The 20,912-nt window shown below is 39.2% G+C and carries 21 protein-coding genes; 14 read left to right on the plus strand and 7 right to left on the minus strand.

Annotation, left to right across the window (positions count from 1 at the left end; translation table 11 throughout):
* Window positions 1–35: 35 nt before the first annotated feature.
* Window positions 36–572 (plus strand): thioesterase family protein, encoded by a 537-nt coding sequence (locus tag ADS77_RS05395; RefSeq protein ID WP_054453304.1) that lies wholly within the window; start codon window positions 36–38, stop codon window positions 570–572.
* A 66-nt stretch (window positions 573–638) separates the two neighbouring features.
* On the opposite strand, the gene ADS77_RS05400 is transcribed toward ADS77_RS05395, so the two are convergent.
* A complete protein-coding gene (locus ADS77_RS05400) occupies window positions 639–1,292 on the minus strand; it encodes an OmpW/AlkL family protein (RefSeq protein ID WP_054205124.1) in 654 nt (217 codons plus the stop codon).
* A gap of 278 nt (window positions 1,293–1,570) precedes the next feature.
* Between ADS77_RS05400 and dapE the strand changes: the two genes are divergently transcribed.
* Both dapE and ADS77_RS05410 read left to right on the plus strand, forming a co-directional pair.
* Window positions 1,571–2,755: a succinyl-diaminopimelate desuccinylase gene (gene dapE / locus ADS77_RS05405; RefSeq protein WP_054453306.1), complete on the plus strand. Its 1,185-nt coding sequence runs from the start codon at window positions 1,571–1,573 to the stop codon at window positions 2,753–2,755.
* Window positions 2,756–3,257: 502 nt separating this feature from the next.
* Entirely contained in the window at window positions 3,258–3,929 is a 672-nt protein-coding gene (locus ADS77_RS05410; RefSeq protein ID WP_054205126.1) for a hypothetical protein, read from the plus strand.
* A 123-nt stretch (window positions 3,930–4,052) separates the two neighbouring features.
* Here ADS77_RS05410 and ADS77_RS05415 read toward each other — a convergent pair whose 3' ends face one another.
* The 3 genes from ADS77_RS05415 to ADS77_RS05425 form a co-directional block, all read right to left on the minus strand.
* Window positions 4,053–4,760 carry a response regulator transcription factor gene (locus tag ADS77_RS05415; protein ID WP_054205127.1) on the minus strand — a complete coding sequence of 236 codons (708 nt, stop codon included), beginning with the start codon at window positions 4,758–4,760 and terminating at the stop codon, window positions 4,053–4,055.
* Between the two features lie 10 nt (window positions 4,761–4,770).
* Entirely contained in the window at window positions 4,771–6,393 is a 1,623-nt protein-coding gene (locus tag ADS77_RS05420) for an ATP-binding protein (RefSeq protein ID WP_054453308.1), read from the minus strand.
* A gap of 162 nt (window positions 6,394–6,555) precedes the next feature.
* Window positions 6,556–8,268, minus strand: a complete 1,713-nt coding sequence (locus ADS77_RS05425) for a GNAT family N-acyltransferase (protein WP_054205129.1) — start codon at window positions 8,266–8,268, stop codon at window positions 6,556–6,558.
* Window positions 8,269–8,441: 173 nt separating this feature from the next.
* On the opposite strand from ADS77_RS05425, the gene ADS77_RS05430 reads away from it, so the two are divergent.
* Both ADS77_RS05430 and ADS77_RS22860 read left to right on the plus strand, forming a co-directional pair.
* Window positions 8,442–9,362, plus strand: a complete 921-nt coding sequence (locus ADS77_RS05430) for a 2-hydroxyacid dehydrogenase (protein WP_054205130.1) — start codon at window positions 8,442–8,444, stop codon at window positions 9,360–9,362.
* A gap of 100 nt (window positions 9,363–9,462) precedes the next feature.
* Window positions 9,463–9,594, plus strand: a complete 132-nt coding sequence (locus ADS77_RS22860; RefSeq protein ID WP_268794831.1) for a hypothetical protein — start codon at window positions 9,463–9,465, stop codon at window positions 9,592–9,594.
* Between the two features lie 184 nt (window positions 9,595–9,778).
* Here the strand turns inward: ADS77_RS22860 and ADS77_RS22635 are convergent, their stop codons facing one another.
* Entirely contained in the window at window positions 9,779–10,024 is a 246-nt protein-coding gene (locus tag ADS77_RS22635) for a hypothetical protein (protein ID WP_054205204.1), read from the minus strand.
* Between the two features lie 99 nt (window positions 10,025–10,123).
* Complete coding sequence (locus ADS77_RS05440) at window positions 10,124–10,573, minus strand: hypothetical protein (protein WP_054453310.1); 450 nt, start codon at window positions 10,571–10,573, stop codon at window positions 10,124–10,126.
* A 121-nt stretch (window positions 10,574–10,694) separates the two neighbouring features.
* Between ADS77_RS05440 and ADS77_RS05445 the strand changes: the two genes are divergently transcribed.
* Complete coding sequence (locus ADS77_RS05445; RefSeq protein WP_054205132.1) at window positions 10,695–11,078, plus strand: response regulator; 384 nt, start codon at window positions 10,695–10,697, stop codon at window positions 11,076–11,078.
* Window positions 11,079–11,236: 158 nt separating this feature from the next.
* Here ADS77_RS05445 and rpsT read toward each other — a convergent pair whose 3' ends face one another.
* The gene (rpsT, locus tag ADS77_RS05450; RefSeq protein ID WP_054205133.1) at window positions 11,237–11,497 is read right to left on the minus strand and encodes a 30S ribosomal protein S20; all 261 of its coding nucleotides are present in this window, start codon (window positions 11,495–11,497) and stop codon (window positions 11,237–11,239) included.
* A 287-nt stretch (window positions 11,498–11,784) separates the two neighbouring features.
* Here rpsT and murJ point away from each other — a divergent pair, with 287 nt between their 5' ends.
* The 8 genes from murJ (at window position 11,785) to ADS77_RS05490 (ending at window position 20,869) form a co-directional block, all read left to right on the plus strand.
* Complete coding sequence (murJ, locus tag ADS77_RS05455; RefSeq protein ID WP_054453355.1) at window positions 11,785–13,314, plus strand: murein biosynthesis integral membrane protein MurJ; 1,530 nt, start codon at window positions 11,785–11,787, stop codon at window positions 13,312–13,314.
* A 130-nt stretch (window positions 13,315–13,444) separates the two neighbouring features.
* Window positions 13,445–14,371 carry a bifunctional riboflavin kinase/FAD synthetase gene (gene ribF, locus ADS77_RS05460; RefSeq protein WP_054205134.1) on the plus strand — a complete coding sequence of 309 codons (927 nt, stop codon included), beginning with the start codon at window positions 13,445–13,447 and terminating at the stop codon, window positions 14,369–14,371.
* A 25-nt stretch (window positions 14,372–14,396) separates the two neighbouring features.
* Window positions 14,397–17,225 (plus strand): isoleucine--tRNA ligase, encoded by a 2,829-nt coding sequence (ileS, locus tag ADS77_RS05465; protein WP_054453312.1) that lies wholly within the window; start codon window positions 14,397–14,399, stop codon window positions 17,223–17,225.
* Window positions 17,226–17,234: 9 nt separating this feature from the next.
* The gene (gene lspA, locus ADS77_RS05470; protein WP_054205136.1) at window positions 17,235–17,735 is read left to right on the plus strand and encodes a signal peptidase II; all 501 of its coding nucleotides are present in this window, start codon (window positions 17,235–17,237) and stop codon (window positions 17,733–17,735) included.
* Entirely contained in the window at window positions 17,732–18,172 is a 441-nt protein-coding gene (gene fkpB, locus ADS77_RS05475; RefSeq protein ID WP_054205137.1) for an FKBP-type peptidyl-prolyl cis-trans isomerase, read from the plus strand. Before lspA ends, fkpB begins: the two co-directional genes overlap by 4 nt.
* Window positions 18,172–19,101: a 4-hydroxy-3-methylbut-2-enyl diphosphate reductase gene (ispH, locus tag ADS77_RS05480; RefSeq protein WP_054205138.1), complete on the plus strand. Its 930-nt coding sequence runs from the start codon at window positions 18,172–18,174 to the stop codon at window positions 19,099–19,101. Before fkpB ends, ispH begins: the two co-directional genes overlap by 1 nt.
* Window positions 19,102–19,130: 29 nt before the next feature.
* A complete protein-coding gene (locus tag ADS77_RS05485; protein ID WP_054453315.1) occupies window positions 19,131–20,171 on the plus strand; it encodes a sensor histidine kinase in 1,041 nt (346 codons plus the stop codon).
* Window positions 20,168–20,869, plus strand: coding sequence for a LytR/AlgR family response regulator transcription factor (locus ADS77_RS05490; protein ID WP_054205140.1), 702 nt, complete (start codon window positions 20,168–20,170; stop codon window positions 20,867–20,869). Before ADS77_RS05485 ends, ADS77_RS05490 begins: the two co-directional genes overlap by 4 nt.
* The last annotated feature ends 43 nt before the right edge of the window (window positions 20,870–20,912 follow it).

Raw genomic sequence — 20,912 nt, forward strand, 5'->3', positions numbered from 1 at the left:
CTCGGTTGTATTATTAACTGGTTAGACCTTTAATTGTGAACCTCTATTTTCGTCTTTTATTACTTTTTTTTAAAATCAAACGTAATCGTGTTTATCAGCCGCTATTAGATACAGTTGATATTGATTACAAAGCGTTACCGACTGATTGTGATATTAATTTGCACCTGACAAACTCTCGTTACTTAGCCATGATGGATTTGGCGCGAACATGGATGACTGAAAGAGTGGGGTTATTGGGGCCGATATTAAAAAAACGCTGGTTTCCCATCGTCAATGCAACTGCGATTACTTATATTCGTGATATCAAGCCAATGCAGCGTTATACAGTGAGTACGCGACTAGTTGGTTGGGACCATAAATATTTCTACATAGAACAGAAGTTTCACTCTGATCGTGGCCTTCATGCTATTGCATATGTTAGAGGGGTGTTTAAGCGTAAAAAAGGCGTTGTTAGCGTTGAAGAGATGTTAGAGGTTGCGGGGTTTGATGGCGTAGCACCTATTTTGCCCCCAGAAATAATGCATTGGAAGGAAATGCTTGAACAGAAAAAAGTAACTAACTTGTCTCGCTGATTTTAATACGAAAAAACAAAAAAGGCCGAAAGGCCTTTTTAAAGTATATTTTTAGTATCTACAAATTTAAAACTTATACTTAACACCTAACATTGCAACAACCGGGTCAATTTTAACGGTTGAAGTAAGTGCCTGTGCGCCTTTTGCGTAGACAGTTGCATCAGTCTCAATATCCATTACAGATACCATTGCATGCAATCCCCAGCTTTGATTAAACATGTAGTTAACACCTGCTTGTGCTACAAAGCCGAATGAATCATCTAACTTCACTTGAACATCGTCAGTGCCAAGTACTGATTTAAGTGCCGCTGAAGGTTGCTCGTCGAAAAATACCGTATAGTTAACACCAACACCTACGAATGGGCGAAATGCAGATGCACTGTCTAAAAAGTGATATTGAGCAATAAGTGATGGTGGTAAATGCTTAATATTAGCAATTTTATTGCCTGCTAAACCACCTGTACCGTCAACATCATGAGAGAAAGGTGTTGCAGCAACTAACTCTAAAACCCAGTTATCATTAAATGCATAATCAATAGTAATACCAAGCTGTGTATCAGAGTCACCTTTTAGACCAAGAGTTGAGTCTTCATTGATTGCTGAGCTGCTATTATCAGGATTTACGTTTATAGCACCTACGTTTACGCTAAAATCTGCACTGGCAAAAGGAGACGCGATTAAAAGAGAGGTGAATAACGCTGCGCTAAGTTGTTTTTTCATGCTGTTCTCCGAGAACTACTTTTTTTGAATTGGGGCTATTATCAAGTAAATTCGAAATAAGAAACTGTTCTAGATCAATGTTTATAAGCAGATTATTGGATCTAAAAAGATTGTTTGATTTAGATTAATGTTTAGATGCCTTTATCATAATAATGATTGACTTGAGGCGTGTTCTATTCGTTTTATAAATCAGTCATGTTTATTTCTATAAACTGACATATCCCAGTCATAAAACACGGTTGTAATAAAGCTACCTTTACTGCATTTTGTGTGTTGATATGTTTTTAGCACGAACCCCATCATTACAAATACACGCGCAGCCTAAAGTTGTTGACTGGCTACGCACGCTTATTAAATTTAAATCGGTGACCCCAAATCAAGCTGGCGCCATAGACTGGCTAAATGATCAACTTTCGAATTTAGGATTTACGTGCGATCAATTTACCTATAAAGGCGTAACAAATCTTATAGCAAAAATAGAGTTTGGAGATGGGCCTTTAGTTGCATTCTCTGGGCACATTGATGTTGTACCCGCGACAAGTGAGCAGTGGCGAGCAGAACCATTTTCAGGTGCTATTATTGATGGCGCTATTTATGGCCGCGGCGCTGCTGATATGAAAGGAGGCGTTGCCGCCATGTTATGTGCTAGTCGTACGTTACTGGCTAACGCAGCTGCAAAAGAAGGTACTTTTTACTGGCTGATCACCTCTGATGAAGAAGGAGAGGCGGAATATGGTTCACTACTGATTGCAGAGCGTTTAGCGCAACAAGGTATCAAACTTGACGGCTGCATTGTCGGTGAGCCAACCAGTCATTTGCATGTTGGTGATACAATCAAAAATGGCCGTCGAGGTGCACTGTCTGCGCGGTTAGTGATCAACGGCAAAGCAGGGCATGTTGCTTATCCAGAAAACACCATAAATGCAGCCCATTTAAGTGCAGAAGTAATCAAGCGTTTGGCTGGTATAACGTGGCAGCGTGACGAGCCAAGTTCACATACGAGCTTGCAAGTAACAGGGATTAATATTGCTAATGTTGTTGATAACATGGTGCCAGCACGGTGTGAAATGACATTTAATATTCGTTATAGCCATGGTTATAAAAGCAGTGATATAAAAAATGAAATTCAATTCGCGTTAGGCGATCTACAAGCTTTGCTGAGTGTGGAATGGGAGCGTCCGTGTGAGCCTTTTTATACTAGTCATCAAACGCGCCGCTGCTTATTGACTCAAGTTGAACAAGCTATTTTTAATGTGACAGGCAGTTATCCTTTATTAAGTACCAGTGGCGGAACTTCTGATGGGCGGTTTTTTGCTAATGATTATACCCAAGTGATTGAATGCGGGGTAAGAAATAATACCATCCACCAAGTGAACGAGCATGTGCCTATTAATGACTTACTAAAAATTGAGCAAATATACACACAGCTTTTAGAACGGGTATTTATTAGCCATGTCAGCTGACTATACCCAAGCCACCTCAAGATGCAGACTTCAGCGTTTCACAGGGCTTAATATCAAGGCGTTACTTTGCAACAATGGCAGTCCCTTTTAAGAAGTAACAACGATGAGAGTAAGCGCCTGTGAAACGCCCAAGGGTTGGTTTAAAGCAATTTATACTGCATTACTTTTATAAGGGAATGATTTTAACAAGGGAACAACCATTATTTGCAATCAATGCCTTGCCTAAATTGCTTTTAACTCCAACTGAAACGGCATCTTGAGGTGGCTTGGGTATATAACGCAAGGTCATCATTAAGCTAAAAGCTCATTATCAACAGACAATTCCTGACAATGTCCGACAAGCGCTGAGAGATGTCTCATAAAGAATATGCTAACATTTTTTCAGTCAATTTCGCTATTCGAAATGTAATGCTTAGTAATTGATTAATAAAAAATTATTAAAGTAATAAAAGCGTTTAGTGCGATTTTTAGCGTTGATAAATTAAACATTATGGAGATTATTATGAGCACCAGTAATAAAGGATTTAGTATTGCACTGTTGTTTGGTGTGACAGCTGCTTTAAGTGGATGTGGTGAAAGCACGGATGAATTAGATGATAAATTAACCCATCAAGTAAATATGTCTTTTATAAATTCATTGGATTATATGGCTGACTTTCATGTCAAAAAAAGGAGTATTAGCACCGGCTATAGCGGTTTATTTGATAGTGATAATATCGCTTCGGGCGATGTGGAGGCCAATGCTGTGGGTAGTCGCTATAACTACAGTTATAAAGTAATTAATAATATGATTAACTTGGGGGTTAAAGACAGTATCAATGCGAATAAAGAGGAACGCATAAATACAACCTTGAGTAATAATGATGATTTATGGGTTATTGCTTGGCAATCTTCAGGTGAACGGGCTTTGTCTGTGATTGATAAAAAACAAAGCAATACTGCCGATGTATTTAATGTACGTTTATTTGCCTACGGTGAGTATGATGTTTCAATTGATGATAAAAAAGTATTAATTACAAAAAAGGGCCGTGTCACAGAGTTTTTAGCGGTTAGTAACTGCGCTAATGGCCTAAAAGTTGCCAATCAGGCTATCGATTTATGTGGGGGTAATTTTGGTGCATCATATTTACTCGTTGTCGATAGCAATGGTAAACGTGTAATGGCTCAAGAATAACCTTAGATTAAAACTTATCTGGTTAGCGTGAAGTAGTTGCTGAGAAAGATGTATTATTCAAAGTTAAAGTCTCTCAAAGGCGCTACTTCTATATTTAGGGTATAGCGCCATATCCACCCATAACTACCATGCACTAACCACAAATAAGTAGCCTTTGGAACGGATAGTCTTAATTTTTATTGGATTACGCGCATTGTCACCGAGCTTCTTGCGTATCTGACTAATATGATTATCAACACCACGTTCAATACCATCATAGTGATAACCTTTTATTTGTTCAACAATGTCACTACGTGAAAGAATAACTCCTGCATTTTTAGCAAGTAGTAGCAGTAGGTCATATTCGCCGTCTGTGAGCTGGATATGTTGCGTTGCTAAAGAGACTGTCCGGTTATGTGTATTAATGATTAATTGCCCAAACGTTATAGACTCTTTCGTTTGTGGCTTTATGGCGAGTGGATCTGTGGGATGTCCACGTCTTAAAAAAGCTTTAATTTTTGCCAGTAGTAAGCGAGGTTTCACCGGCTTTAGTAAATAATCGTCGGCACCAATTTCAAGCCCTACAACCTGATCAATTTCTTCTTCTCGTGCAGTAAACATCAAAATATAGCCGCTGTATGACTGCCTTACTTCGCGGCATACCGTTAAGCCATCCTTGTTCGGTAACATAACGTCAAGCAGCACCAGAGCTGGCTGCCACTGAAGAATACGGGAGACCGCATGCTCGCCATTTGATTCTATTTCAACCTGATAGCCTTCAATCGTTAAATACTCTTGAATTGACTCAGCAAGCGGTAAATCATCTTCTACCACTAAAATTTTTGTTTTCATTTATTATTCTCTATGTGGATTCTTGATGTATGCGTTTGGCTGGCCAATTTAGCATGAAACACGCACCACCTAAGCTTGATGGCTCAACACTCGCGCTTCCTTCATGCCAACCTAAAATTTGTTTAACGATTGCAAGGCCTAGCCCGGTGCCACCGACTTGCAAATTACGACTTTGATCTTCTCGATAGAATGGTTCAAATACCTTCTCAGCATTGGATAAAGGAATACCATCACCGTTATCCGCAACACAAATAAGCCAGCCTTTCACGGTTTTTTTATAGCTCACTTGGATACGGTTTCTTCCATACGCGATGGCATTGCGCATTAAATTACTTAATGCGCGGCTCATATAAAACGTATCAATCATTGCATGGCAAATGCCTTGTTCAAGTAAGACAATGTCAATATCTGGATTGGCCTCTTGCCAACATAATAACTCTTGTTTTATCCAATGATTAAGTTCAACGGCTGCAAATGTAAGTGTCGGTATTTCACGCTCAAATCGAGCATGTGTAAGCATTTCTGACACTAATGAATTCAGTTCATTCAAAGATAATTCAATCCGCTCTAGTTGCCCAAGTTGATAGTTATTGGCTGTACTATTTCTAAGTAATTCAATATTGAATTCAATGCGTGCGATGGGAGTTCGCAATTCATGTGATACAGCATTTATCAGGGTTTTATGAGAAGAGATAAGACGTTGTATTTTTTCGGCCATGGTATTAAACGTTTTGGATAAATGGTTTAGATGGCTAAAACGAATTAGCTTAGCGCGAGCATCAAATTTACCTTGTCCAAGTAATATCGCCACTTTATTGAGCGATAACATAGAGCGCCAGCCAGGAATTAACCATATTATAATTGGTATAAGCAGAAAAAAGCCGAATATAAAATAAAAGATACTTAACATGTACACCACTTTGCCCTTTAGTTGAGGGCTAAAAGGGCCAAGTACAATTACTTTATCGCTATTTTTGATTCGCTGTACGGCAATGTCAGCGGGATAGCCAATAAAATTAGAATCCGCAGTGGATATGGTCACAATAGCCCCTGTTTTCAATTGGGCTATTTGTTGCTTTGTGTAAGTTAATTCACTCAATGTCATTAGTGCAACGGGGTATGAAAAATTATCACTGAGCGAATCAATTATCGACGGCCAATTGTGCTGTGGGTGTTTCGCTAAAATATTGCTTAGTAAGTAAAAAGAGCCCATCATCCAACGTTGTGCCTCGTTGACCAGATGCTTAGGTACCGTATTAGGTTTTACAATCACTAACAGCTGCTCGTTATCTATTTTTCGATAAGCTAAATCTGCTTGCGGATCACCCCAAATTTTATCCTCTGCGAGCCAAGATTGCTGCTCACTTGAAAAATCATTTTGTTGATAGTCTTGTAAAGTAAGTTCAAAGCCAAAATTGGCCTGTATGGTTTGTAAGTAAGCTATTCTCTGGTGTTTAGGTATGGATTGTAATTGTTGAGCAAGAAGATCCGTAGAGCCTGAGGTTAAAAACTCTAATGCCCATTTTTCAGTTGGGTACCTCACGTTACTTTCAAAATGAGGGATCACTAATAATTGAATGCTAACTACCGAAAAAATAATGATAAAAGATAAAAATAACAGGGACCTTTTCATAGCTAGTCTGTCAATAATTTATGTACAATCACTGTATCATACCTTTACATAAAAACTACTTTTGATGGCATACAGTGAGCTTAAATTCACGTTACGGATCAAAGTAGGTTTAGTAAATAAGCTAGATGGCTGGTCGTCTTTATTTTATACACCTTTGCGTTCTTAGGTCTTTCCTAAATATCTTTTGGCTTTGCCTTCTTTTACTTTTTCAAGATCAACTAATACAAGTCCATCAATGCAGTTATTGAAATCAGGATCAACACTAAAACTTAAAAACTGTACGCCGCCAGGCTCACATAGTTCGGTGTACTGTTTAAATAAAGTGGGTACTTGGGCACCCATGTTTGCGAGCACATGCTTAAGCTCAACAAAATCTTCTTTAACATCATTACCACAAAAAAGCGTTTCGCATTGGAGTCGCTGTTGCTCTGTGAGTTTAAACTCATTATTAGGTATGGCTATTGTTTGCTTGGCACCATAGTAATGCTGATAGTAATAAACAAGCATCGCTTTAGCTTGCTCTGGGAGCGTATTTGACACACTAACAGCACCATATAGATAGCGGTACTGAGAGTAGGTATTTATGAATGCGCCTATGCCATTCCATAAATAATCGAGGCTTTTTCGTCCCCAATATTTAGGTTGTACGAAACTTCTGCCAAGCTCTATGCCAGCCTTAAAGTAGGGAGCCATTTCATCACTGTATGAAAATAAACTATCGGTGTATAAGCCTTTTTGGCCATGTTTTTCAATAATATCTTGCGCACAGGCTAAACGGTATGCGCCGACGAGTTCAAGCTGTGAGCTATCCCACAAGACTAAATGTTGATAGTCCATATCGTATTTATCAATATCACGGCGTTTTCCACTGCCTTCTCCCACAGCTCTAAAAGAGATCTCTCTTAAACGGCCAAGCTCTCTGAAAATAGGTGAGCTGCCTTGATATTGATACAAGTAAATCTGCATCCCATCTTGTGTGGTACCAAGTCGCTGGCATTTCTCTATGGCCTTTTTTAGCTCTTTACGGCATTCCGAGGTTGCGATAGGCGTTTGAGTTTTAAGCGGTAAGATTTTTTTTGATGTTAATGCATAGAGTTGCTTACGAATTAAATTAACGACCTCTTTGTCTTTGAGGTTTTCAATTAAGTAAGATTCAGGAGGAATTGATGCACCAATTTCAAACTCTAATGATTTTTGACGCTGCTTAAACATTTCTTTGACAAGTAGTAGACTCGCGAGCGGTTTGTAAATCATTGACGTACCATAAAAAAGCGAACTATTTTTGGCTTTTATAAAAATAGGTAAAATAGGGCTGTTCGCTTTTTTAGCGATACGTAAAAAACCACTATTCCACTTACAGTCTTTTATACCTGTTGGACTTAAACGAGATACTTCACCTGCTGGGAAGATCAATAGCGCACCTTCACTTTTTAAATGTTGGTGAATATTACTAAGCTCTTGCTTTTTACTTGTCCCAGATAAATTATCGACGGGCAAAAGTAACGAATGCATGGGGGTTACCGACATCAACATGCGATTGGCTACGACTTTTAAATCTTGGCGAACGCTTGATAGCACTTTAATTAATGCCAACGCATCTAACGAGCCAATAGGGTGATTAGCGACAATAACTAATTTACCTTCACTGGGGATATTTTCAATTTGTTTCGGTTTATAGCGAGTATCGAAGTCTAATTCGTCAAGCACTTGTTCTACAAACTCAATACCTTGTAAGTGAGGGTAAGCATCACCAAAGGCTACAAACTCTTGCTCATGTAGTAAGTACCCTAAGCCTTTTTTAACTAAACTTTTAACTTTAGGTGAGTTTTCTAGTTGTGGCAGATTTGCTGCGATTACTTTATCAACACTGATCATTATTACCTCGTTTGATGTTGGCGATAAACCAATATTGAAAGAGTAAAAGCAAGCGATGACAGTTAGGTTGCAATTGTGTGACTTTTTAAAGTGCGTAAATTGAATCTCATTAGATTAAATATTGCAGCAGAGGTTATACTTATTGTACATATACTATTTATTATAGGCATTCTATGAGCGTACTTGTCGCTATTAGCGGGCGTGATTGCAGTAAAATAATGACTGCATTGGAGGCTAAGCTACCAGATGTAAAAATTTCGCAGTGGCCACATTGTGATAATTTAAATGATATTGAATTTGTTCTTGCCTGGCTTGCCCCTGAAGATATGTGGGTACAACTACCAAATTTAAAAGCTGTTTCATCATTTGGGGCAGGAATAGACAGCATCGATTTAAATGTATTACCTAAAAATGTTGTTGTTACACGTATTGTTGATGAAAACTTGGCTCATGACATGGCTGAGTATGTATTAGCCCATATTTTGGCGCATAAACTGCGCTTAAAAGAGTACATATTAAAACAGCAAGATAACCAATGGTGCCCAAAGCGAAGCTATCGCGATAAGCATGTTGTTATTTTAGGATTTGGTGAGTTAGGTCAAGCATGCGCAACACGTCTTTTAATAAATAACTTTAGTGTAAGCGCGTTTTCGCAAAGCGCAAAAAGTATGGCTGATGTTAACTGTATACATCAGCAAGCAGCATTGCCTAATTTACTCAATAAAGCAGATTACTTAGTGTGTTTATTGCCTTTAACACCACAAACAAAAGGTATTATAGACCGTAATCTTTTAGCGCATTTACCACCACATGCAGTATTAATAAATGTATCTAGGGGACAGCATGTGGTTGAAAAAGACCTACTACATGCATTAGACCAACAGCAATTGCGCGCGGCTACCTTGGATGTATTTACACAAGAACCATTAGGTGATGAACACCCATTTTGGCAACACCCTAAAATCACACTAACACCACATTGTGCAGCGTTGTCAGATCTTGATAGTGTGACGACTCAAATTGCACAAAATGTAGAGCGTTTAAAATTAGGCCTAGATTTAAATCATCAAGTTGATAGAACAAAAGGTTATTAAAATCTAAGTAATTAACGCAAAATACATATTGTTAACACTTGTAATTTTAGCTAATCTATAACGCGTACGATTTATAATAAAAACAATAATAAGGTTTATAATGAAACAACATCAAGGTGGCGTAAAACTCAGTGTTATTGTGGTGTCTATTGTTCTAATGGGAGTGTCAGCATGGTTTAACCAAGCTAATACTGATGAACAACCTCAACAATCAACAAGCCAAGTTAAATAAAAGTAATCACTAAGCCGAGTCAATCCTTCTTACATAGTGCTCGGTTTTTACTCCCTTCCTTTTTTACAAGCTTATTAATGCATTATTGTGCAAGCGAGTTATTTCTTTGCTAATAAGTTTAGACAAAAAAATACCTCACTCAGTAAAACCAAGTAAGGCATATAAAATTATCTTGGGGGATATATTAATTAGGCGTCACATTTAATTGACCAAAGGTATAAACTTTGAACAAATAAAATGTATTAATCAACACAAGGCTCATGTTTGAGATCACACTTGACGACATTAGGTCTAAACTAAATGATAAAAACAGTAAAACGCAGGCGCTAATCGCCGCAACGCGTAATATTGTTAGTTGGTTAATAAAAAATGCCCCTAATCCTAGGGCTAACAGTATAAAGTTTAAAAGCCAATCAAGCTCGTTTAGCATGGTTTTATCGTTGTTCATGTGTTGAAAAAAGGAGCGCCATTATGGTGAGTTTTTGCGCACCTTTCAACCAAGTAAATTTATTTTTTCGGATTAGTTTTTTTAATCCATCATTAGCTTTTTGAGCGCAGCAAAAAAGCCTGCATTTTCGGTTATTCGATATTTTTGACAGCTATCAGGCTGCTTCATATTTCGACACAAGTAAAGGCTGTTTTGGGTTAGATCGGCTTGAGGCTGCAAGCTTGAATCAAAAAGTGTGGCACCGTAACCAAACATACCAGGCCAGTAAACACTTTGCGTCACTAGGCCTAACTTTTCATACGTTATTAATTGTGGCTTAGGTACACTGACAGCGATTAGTAAAATTACACCAGTAATAATAAGTTTAGCTTTCGTTTTTTTGTTGTTAGCCCCAATTGTAATTTGTTGCTCATCTACACTTTGGATTAAGCTAGGAAGCTGACTGGTCCCCTTTTTTTTTGATGCAGTTGTCGGTTTTCTTCTTTGTGGTGTTTTTCCAAGTAAGGATTGTTTTTTTTGATTGTTAGACATAAAGCAAATCTGGCCTTTTAAGCAGAGCTCTCTATAATGAGATTATAAAATGAAATAAGTTATTAGGTATATACCCAAGTATAATAACTTAAACCTAGTTCATAACCTACGGGGATCAACCATGAATACGCAGCTTTCAATCTTGATAGTGGACGATGTAGGCACTGTACGTAGCTTTTTAAATCAAACTTTAATGCATTTAGGTATTGAAAACGTTAGGGAAGCATCGACAGCAGCGCAGTGCATTAGCGCGTGTAATGCAGCGAGTTACAACATTATATTTTTAGATATCGAATTACCAGATGGCGATGGAAAAGAACTTATCGCGCAAATAAACGATATAAATCCTGAGACAAATGTGGTGATGGTTTCAGCTCATTCTACGGTAGAGAATGTAAAAGATGCGATTGATAAAGGCGCTAAAGGGTTTGTTGTAAAACCATTTACACCGAAAAAAATAGCCGCAATGTTGAAAAAGTTTTACCCTGAATTAGTCATAGCCTAATCTAAAGTCATATCAAAATTACGCATAACAAATTATCTAGTGAATTAAATAACTCTTTAGGCTGCGTTAAAAATTATTGAGTTATTTTTTCAGCGCCATAGAAAATAGATATAAAAAAACCGGCCGAGGCCGGTTTTTTATATTCTAGCAAAAATAAATTATAGCGCTTTAATCTTAGCTGCTATGCGGCTCTTATGACGAGCTGCTTTATTTTTGTGAATTAGACCTTTAGTTGCGTAACGGTCTAAAATAGGTGTTGCAACAGCGAAAGCTTGCTGTGCAGCTTCCTTGTCGCCAGCTTCAATAGCAACAAGTACTTTTTTGAAGTATGTACGCATCATTGAACGACGGCTTGCGTTGTGTTGACGGTTCTTTTCGCTAGTGATAGCGCGTTTTTTTGCAGACTTGATGTTAGCCAAGGTTTGCTCCTAACAATCTTAAAAATAAGCTTAATTTAAAGGCCGTGGAATATGCCTTTTTTAATCATGAATGTCAATAAAAAATTGACATAACAAGAAAAACTGCTCCTTAATAACGAACATCAATTTGTTGCCGCTCTAGCAGTTAATATCGCTATTGTAACAAAGCCCGTGGTCTCAGCCTAGTGCTTTCAGTAGATTTTAGGCATAATTACCTTTCTTAATTGTTTTACAGCGAGTTTAAGGTGGCAAAAGGATTATTTCGTTCTGGTATGATTGTAAGTGCAATGACAATGATATCGCGTATTTTAGGATTAGTGCGAGATGCGGTGGTAGCCAACTTATTGGGAGCTGGAGCCGCAGCCGACGTTTTTTTATTCGCTAATCGCATCCCAAATTTTTTACGACGTTTATTTGCTGAAGGCGCATTTGCTCAAGCGTTTGTGCCGGTATTATCTGAAATAAAAGAACAACAAGGTGATGATAAAGTTCGTCTTTTTGTCGCCCAAGCAGCGGGGACATTAGGGACTATTTTACTGATCGTCACCATGATTGGTGTAATCGCATCGCCAATTATTGCCGGACTTTTTGGTACTGGTTGGTTTATTGATTGGTGGCAAGGTGGCCCAGATGCTGAAAAGTTTGAATTAGCGAGCAGCTTACTAAAATTAACGTTTCCCTACTTGTTTTTTGTTAGCCTTGTTGCACTTAGCGGTGCGTTAATGAATGTTTATAACCGTTTTGCGGTTGCTGCATTTACACCTGTTTTATTGAATATTTCGATTATTACATGTGCATATTTTTTACATGATAAGTTTACTGTCGGTGCCTATTCACTTGCCATTGGTGTGTTTGTTGGTGGGGTGGTGCAGTTGTTGTTTCAATTGCCATTTTTGTATCGAGCTAGAATGCTCAGTAAACCACGCTGGGCATGGCAGGATGAAAATGTAAAAAAAGTACGCAAGTTGATGTTGCCAGCATTATTTGGTGTATCTATTAGTCAAATTAATTTACTACTAGATACAGTAATCGCTTCTTTGTTGATGACAGGATCAATCGCTTGGTTGTATTACTCCGATAGATTAATTGAGTTTCCGTTGGGTTTATTTGGGATTGGTATCGCAACGGTTATTTTGCCTGCGTTGTCTAAATTACATAGTAGTGATAAAGGCAGCGATTTTCAGCACACCTTAGACTGGGGAGTGCGGTTTGTGATATTTTTAGGGCTGCCAGCGATGGTTGGCCTGATGATTATCAGTCCGTTGATCATTTCGGTTTTATTTGATCATGGTGCATTTAAAGATGACAATATTGACCATGTTCAGGCTGTAAGTTTCGGTGTTATGGCTTACTCGGTCGGGCTCGTTAGTTTTATGCTAATTAAAGTGTTAGCGCCCGGTTTTTATGCTCGCCAAGATACCAAGACCCCTGTGCGTATAGGTATTATCACCTTAGTATTGAACATGGTGTTCAATATCATGCTAGCCCCTTTTATTGGTTATTTAGGGTTAGCGTTGGCAACATCAATGTCCGCTAGCTGTAATGCGTATTTACTGTATCGCCAATTAAGCAAAGAGCAGGTATATCAATTCTCTCGTTTTAGTTTAGTGTTTTTTACTAAATGTGTCATAGGAGCATTGATTATGGGGGCTGTTGTTTGGTACACCTCAATCCAATTTATGTGGCAGCAATGGCACTTCACAGAGCAAGTGATTTTATTAGGTGGTTTATTGGTACTTGCTGGGTTCGTGTATTTTTTGACCTTGTTTTTGTTCGGTGTACGATTGAAAACGATAAAAAGTGTTACAACGCTTTAATGAAGTAAAAAAAACGATTTATATAACCAACTGAAACTCGCATCTTGAGGTGGTTTGGGTATAATTGATGATTCTGTAACCCAAGTGAAATTTTACTCGGTACATAACGCTTACAAAGGCATTAGTTGGCATGGAGTTAATTAGAGGTATTCACAATATTCGCACGCAGCATTACGGCTGTGTGTTGACCATTGGTAATTTCGATGGCGTGCATTTAGGGCATGCTGAAGTACTCAATGGGTTACTCAATGACGCTAAAAAATATAATTTGCCCAGCACGGTGATGTTATTTGAACCACAGCCGCAAGAGTTTTTTGCTAAAGACAATGCGCCGGCTCGATTAACACGATTACGAGACAAACTACGTTTGCTCAAGGAATTAGGTGTTGAACGCGTTATTTGCATTAGTTTTAATCAACAATTTGCCAATATGCAAGCTGAGCAATTTGTGACAGATATATTGATCAATAAGCTTGGCGTTAAAGCGTTAACCGTAGGCGATGATTTTCGCTTTGGGAAAAGACGCCAAGGTGACTTTAATTTACTGACAAAAATGGGTCAAGCGGCTCATATGGATGTAAAAAGCACCGCGAGTTTTCGCCAATTAAATGCTAGAGTAAGCAGCACTTTGATCCGCCAAGCATTAGCTGAAGGTCAGTTAGTGCAAGCTAAAGCGATGTTAGGCCATGATTATGCAATATCAGGGCGTGTTATTCATGGCTGGAAACGCGGGCGAGAGCTAGGTTTTAGGACTGCGAATATCGCATTAAAGCGTCAAGTATGCCCAGTGAATGGGGTATTTGCGGTGCAAGTAACGTTAAACGATAAAAAAGTGTATGGGGTTGCAAATATTGGCAACAAACCCACATTTAATGGAACACGCGCATTATTAGAAGTTCATTTGTTCGACTTTGCGCAAGATATTTACGGACAGTTTATGCACGTGGAGTTGATTGAAAAACTTCGCGATGAGAAAAAATTCGAGACATTAACACAATTGACGGTACAAATAGCAACTGATGTTGCTGCCGCTAAACAGTGTTTTGGTTTAAATTAGGTAGCCGATACGGAAACTAGGATTAATGAGCGACTACAAGCATACTTTGAATTTACCGGAAACGACGTTTCCAATGCGCGGCAATTTGGCACAACGTGAGCCAAAAATGCTTAAAACATGGTATGAAGAAGACCTATATGGTCAAATTCGCAACGCTAAAAAAGGTAAAAAAACCTTTATTTTGCATGACGGCCCTCCGTACGCAAACGGCGATATTCATTTAGGCCATTCAGTAAATAAAATTCTAAAAGACATCATTGTTAAATCAAAAACGTTATCTGATTTTGATGCGCCTTATGTACCAGGTTGGGACTGTCATGGTTTACCAATTGAATTAATGGTAGAGAAGAAAGTTGGTAAGCCGGGTGTGAAAGTGACGGCTGCTGAGTTTCGTGAAAAATGTCGTGCTTACGCTAAAAAGCAAGTTGAAGGTCAAAAAGTTGATTTTAAACGCCTAGGTGTATTTGCTGATTGGGATAAACCGTATTTAACGATGAATTTTGATTTTGAAGCCAACGCCATCCGTGTGCTTGGTCGCATTATCGAAAAAGGTCATCTACACAAAGGTGCTAAACCTGTGCATTGGTGTACTGATTGTGGTTCAGCATTGGCTGAAGCAGAAGTTGAGTACCAAGATAAACAATCACCGGCTATTGATGTACGTTTTGAATTTGTTGATCAAGCGGGCGTTGTTAATGCCTTTGATTTAAACGAAGGGCATGAAGGCTCAGGCACTGTAAGTACGGCTATCTGGACAACAACTCCTTGGACACTGCCAGCTAACCGCGCGGTTGCAGTACATGCTGATTTAGAATATGCACTGGTACAAGTTGATGATGAAGGCGCTACGCAGCGTTTGATTTTAGGCTCAGAACTTGTAAAAGATGCAATGGATCGATATGGCTTTAATCATTACCACGTATTAGGTTATGTAAAAGGTGCAGCGCTTGAAAACTTACAGGTGGCTCATCCGTTTTATGATTTTAACGTGCCAGTCATTGTCGCAGAACATGTAACAACTGATTCAGGTACTGGTATTGTTCATACCGCACCAGGTCACGGCCAAGAAGATTTCGTGGCAGGTTTACAATACGGTTTAGAAGTTGCGAACCCAGTAGGCGCAAATGGTGTTTATTTACCTGATACCGAGTTATTTGCCGGCCAACACGTATTTAAAGCAAACGCGAGCGTTGTTGATGTACTGACTGAACGTAATGCTTTATTGCATCATCATGCATTGACGCACAGTTACCCACATTGTTGGCGCCATAAAACGCCAATAATTTTTCGTGCTACGCCGCAGTGGTTTGTCAGTATGGATCAGGCTAATTTACGTCAAGATTCATTGGCTGAGATTAAAAACACGCAGTGGCTACCTGAATGGGGCGAAAGCCGTATTGCTAACATGGTTGAAGGTCGCCCAGACTGGTGTATTTCACGTCAACGTACGTGGGGCGTACCAATCGCTTTATTTGTAGATAAAGACACTGGCGCGCTTCATCCAGATACACAAGCATTGATTGAAAAAGCAGCTCAGCTGGTTGAAAAGTCAGGTATTCAAGCATGGTATGACTTAGAACCTGCAACATTGCTTGGCGAAGCTGATGCTCAGCAATACATGAAAGTGCAAGATACACTTGATGTATGGTTTGACTCAGGTGTATCTCACGCATGTGTTGTTGATGCCCGTGAAGATTTAGTTGGCCCAGCAGATTTATACCTTGAAGGTTCAGATCAACACCGTGGTTGGTTTATGTCATCAATGATGACGTCAGTTGCTATTAATGGACATGCGCCTTATCGCCAAGTGCTTACTCATGGTTTTACCGTAGATGAGAATGGCCGTAAGATGTCAAAATCATTAGGTAATGTTATTTCACCACAAAATGTGATGAACAAACTAGGCGCAGATATTTTACGTTTATGGGTTGCCTCAACTGATTACACCGCAGAAATGACGGTATCAGATGAGATATTTAAACGTTCAGCTGATCGCTACCGTCGTATTCGTAATACTAGCCGTTATTTATTAGCCAACCTAAGTGGTTTTGATCCTAAAACTGACCAAGTTGCTATTGATGATATGGTTGAGCTTGATCGTTGGATTGTTGGTCGTGCAGCACAGTTACAAGATGAAATTTTAGCCGCGTACGATAGCTACCAAATGCTACAAGTGACGCAAAAGCTAATGAACTTCTGTACTGGTGAACTTGGCTCTTTCTATTTAGACGTAATCAAAGATCGCCAATATACAGCGAAGAGCGATAGTCATGCACGTCGTTCGTGTCAAACTGCTTTGTATCATATTGCCGAAGCAATGACGCGCTGGATGGCGCCAATCATGAGTTTTACAGCGCAAGAAATTTGGGAAGCGTTACCAGGTGAACGTGATCAATATGTATTTACATCAGTTTGGTATGATGGCTTAAAGGCTGTTAGTGAAGGTCAATTTAGTAATGATGATTGGTTAACAATTCTAACAGTACGTGATGAAGTAAACCGCGTTCTTGAAGGTGCACGTAAAGAAGAAGTTATCGGTGCAACATTACAAGCTAATGTCGCTTTATATGCAAGTACAGAACTTACAAATAAGCTATTAGCACTTGGTGATGAACTACGCTTTGTATTTTTGACCTCACAGGTAACTGTAACGGCTGTTGATGCCCAACCAGATGGCACTCAAGCAACAGAAATTGAAGGCTTGTATATTAGCGTTTCAGCGACAGATGCTAAAAAGTGTGAGCGTTGTTGGCATTACTGTGATGATGTAGGGACTGATCCAGAACACCCTGAAATTTGTGGTCGTTGCGTGAGTAACGTAAATGGCGAAGGTGAAAAGCGCCAGTTCGCATAGGAGTTTTAAGTGAGCAAACTAGCCCAAAAAAGTGGTTTAGTGTGGCTTTGGTTAAGTTTGCTACTTTTAGTAGCAGACTTTGCCAGCAAAACACTGGTTGTTAAAACCATGAATCTATATGATTCGATTGATATTTTGCCTTTTTTTAATCTAACGTATGTCCATAACTATGGCGCGGCATTTAGCTTCTTAAGTGAAGCGGGTGGTTGGCAGCGTTGGTTTTTAAGCATTATAGCTATATCAATTAGTGTATTACTTATTTGGTGGTTAAAACGTCTACCAGCCACTAATAAAGTATTGTGCGGTGCTTATTCGTTAGTATTAGCAGGAGCGATAGGTAACTTATATGACCGTATGACATATGGCTATGTAATTGACTTTCTTCATTTTTACTACCAAAACTGGGATTTTCCAGCGTTCAACATTGCCGACAGTGCAATTTGTGTAGGTGCAGCGCTACTATTATATGATGCCTTTACAGGCGAAAGTCCAAAGGAGCAAAAAGCATGAGTCAATCGGTGATTGGTGAAAACTCACAAGTGATATTTCATTTTTCGATTAAATTGTCTGATGGCTCAGCAGCTGATTCAACCAAAGTTCATAATAAGCCCGCAAAGCTTGTTATGGGCGATGGTAGCTTAACGGCAAACTTTGAAAAATGTTTATTTGGTTTGGCATCAGGTGAGAGCAAATCATTTGAACTTGAACCAGAAGATGCATTTGGGCAGCCTAACCCTGATAACATTTATTACGTTGATCGCAGTAAATTTGGCCCAGAGACACCTGCAAAAGTCGGTTCAATTATTGCTTTTACGCAACCTGATGGTACAGAGTTACCAGGGCTTGTGCGTGAAGTGCAGGGGGAGTCAGTAACAATTGACTTTAACCACCCTCTAGCGGGTCAGCGATTAACCTTTGAAGTAGAAATTTTAGAGGTAAATGGCTAATGGATATTCTTTTAGCAAATCCACGTGGTTTTTGTGCCGGTGTAGATCGAGCAATTAGTATCGTAGAGCGTGCGTTAGATATCTTTGAAAAGCCAATTTACGTTCGCCACGAAGTTGTACATAACCGTTATGTTGTTGACGGCCTTAAAAGACGTGGTGCGGTATTTGTTGAAGAGCTAGATCAAGTGCCAGACGATAGCATTGTTATTTTTAGTGCGCATGGTGTGTCTCAAGCTGTTCGCAGCGAAGCAAAGCGCAGAGAGCTAAAAGTTTTTGATGCCACTTGCCCGCTAGTTACCAAGGTACACATGGAAGTTACGCGCGCAAGCCGTAAGGGTATTGAGTGTATTTTGATAGGTCATCATGGCCACCCTGAAGTTGAGGGAACAATGGGGCAATACGATAATGACGATGGCGGTATTTATTTAGTCGAAACGACTGATGATGTTGCTAATCTTAATGTTAAAAACCCTAACAATTTATTTTATTGCAGCCAAACGACATTATCAGTGGATGATACTGCTGATGTAATTGATGCTTTGCGCGCAAAGTATCCCGCAATTAATGGTCCACGAAAAGACGATATTTGTTATGCGACACAAAACCGTCAAGATGCTGTTCGTGACTTGGCAGATAAAGTAGACGTATTGCTCGTTGTTGGTGCAAAAAATAGTTCTAACTCCAACCGCTTACGTGAACTTGCAGATAAAATGGGCACAACCGCTTATTTAATTGATGATGCAAGTAATGTTGAAAAGCATTGGTTTGAAAAGGCAAATGCGGTGGGTGTAACAGCGGGTGCTTCAGCCCCTGAGGTTCTTGTGCAACAAGTAATAAACTGCTTAAAAGAACTTGGTGGTAAACAGGTTATTGAAAACCCGGGCGAAGAAGAGAATATTGTCTTTGCAGTACCGGTTGAATTGCGTTAAGCCTATAACAACCTTTAAAGGAGAGCCGGATGAGCAAACAATTGCAACCCAATGTTTTGCTTTTTGCGGCTCTTTTTAAAGAGCGTGGAGTACTGGCTACACTTGTTGTAGGACAAGTTATAGCGACTATTTTAGCGTTTGCTCCAGCGACGGCTGATGCAATTTGGATTCGTTTAGGGGCTATTAGCCTTTTTTTACATCTCACCTTTTTATTTAGCCTTACTTGGCTTTATCTTTTACGTAAACGGCTTCAAAGACTAAATCAAACACCTCAGTTATGTGCATTAATGGCATCTTTATTATTAACTACCGCTTTGTTTAGTCTGCTTTTTACTGAGTTTACAAATGATTATATTGCGCTGCAAAACCCCTACGAGTTTTTATTAAAAAACCTACTAATGGTATTTTTAGTTGCAGCATTGTTTATTCAATTTTTAATTATCCACTATGAAAAAGAACAGCAAACCAATGCATTAGCGAGAGCTGAACTTGATGCATTGCAGGCACGTATTCGTCCACACTTTTTATATAATAGTTTAAATACAGCAGCCGAATTGACCCATTATGATCCATTAGCTGCAGAGCAAGCAATTCTGGCCTTGGCTGCTTTATCGCAAGCTGCGATGAAAGTCGGAAAAAGCACTTTATTAGAAGATGAAATTAATCTAACAAAACAGTATATAGCTTTGGAAACTTGGCGGTTTTCAGAGCGCTTACAAGTAAATTGGCATATCCCTCAGCAGTTACCTGCGCTGAAAATACCATGTTTAACATTGCAACCTTTGATTGAAAATGCCGTGTGCCATGGAGTTGAACCTTCAGTAACAGGGGCTGTAATCAATATAGAGTTGTTGCTTAGCACTCAATCGTTGACTATTTTGGTATCAAACCCTATTTTTGAAGGTGTGAATAAACGTCCTGGGAATGGTATGGCGCTGGAGAACATTCGTCAACGGTTAGACATTTATTATCAAGGGAAAGGAAAGTTGGTAGTTACAACACGCAATGACACTTTTCGAGTGAAACTCGTTTTGCCTAGGCATGTATTAGACTTAAAGGGTTTCCCATGAAAGTATTAATCGTTGATGATGAAGCATTGGCTCGCTCACGTCTAAAGCGCTTACTTGCTATATACCCCGATTTAAGCAGTCACCGAGAAGCAAGTAACGGTACGCAAGCATTAGAATTGATGCAGTCGTGGGTTGCTGACTTAGTTTTTTTGGATGTCGATATGCCCGGATTAAATGGTTTAGAAGTTGCAAACGAGCTTAACCTACTCGCTGTACCGCCAGCGATAGTATTTGTGACGGCTCATCCTGAACATGCGCTAGAGGCATTACAGCTATCAGCTGCAGGATATCTTGTGAAACCAGTGACTGAGCAAAATTTAGCGAAAACGCTAGAGCAAATAGGACGAGTAACTCGAGCTCATATGCAAAAGAAAAAAACAGCGACAATAAGTTACCAGTTAGCGGGGGTTAGTCGAGTAATAGCGTTGGAAAAAGTTTATTACATTATTTCTGAAGAGAAATATACACGGATTATTTTTGATGACGGGGAGGCAATCATCGAGCAAAGCTTGAAGCAGCTAGTATCAGACTTTCCCGTGGAACTTTTACAGATCCACCGTAAGATATTGATTAATCGATCGCAGTTGCATGCATTGAAAAAAGCTGAAGATGGTAGCCATGTAGTGGAGCTTAAAAATTGCACTCATTTACTACCCGTAAGTCGGCGAGCTTACAAAGTGGTAAAAGAGCAACTTTAGGTTACTCATTGCAAATAGCGTTAACCGTTTATCAACAAAAATA

This window comes from Pseudoalteromonas porphyrae, assembly GCF_001298125.1.
GTDB lineage: Bacteria > Pseudomonadota > Gammaproteobacteria > Enterobacterales > Alteromonadaceae > Pseudoalteromonas > Pseudoalteromonas neustonica.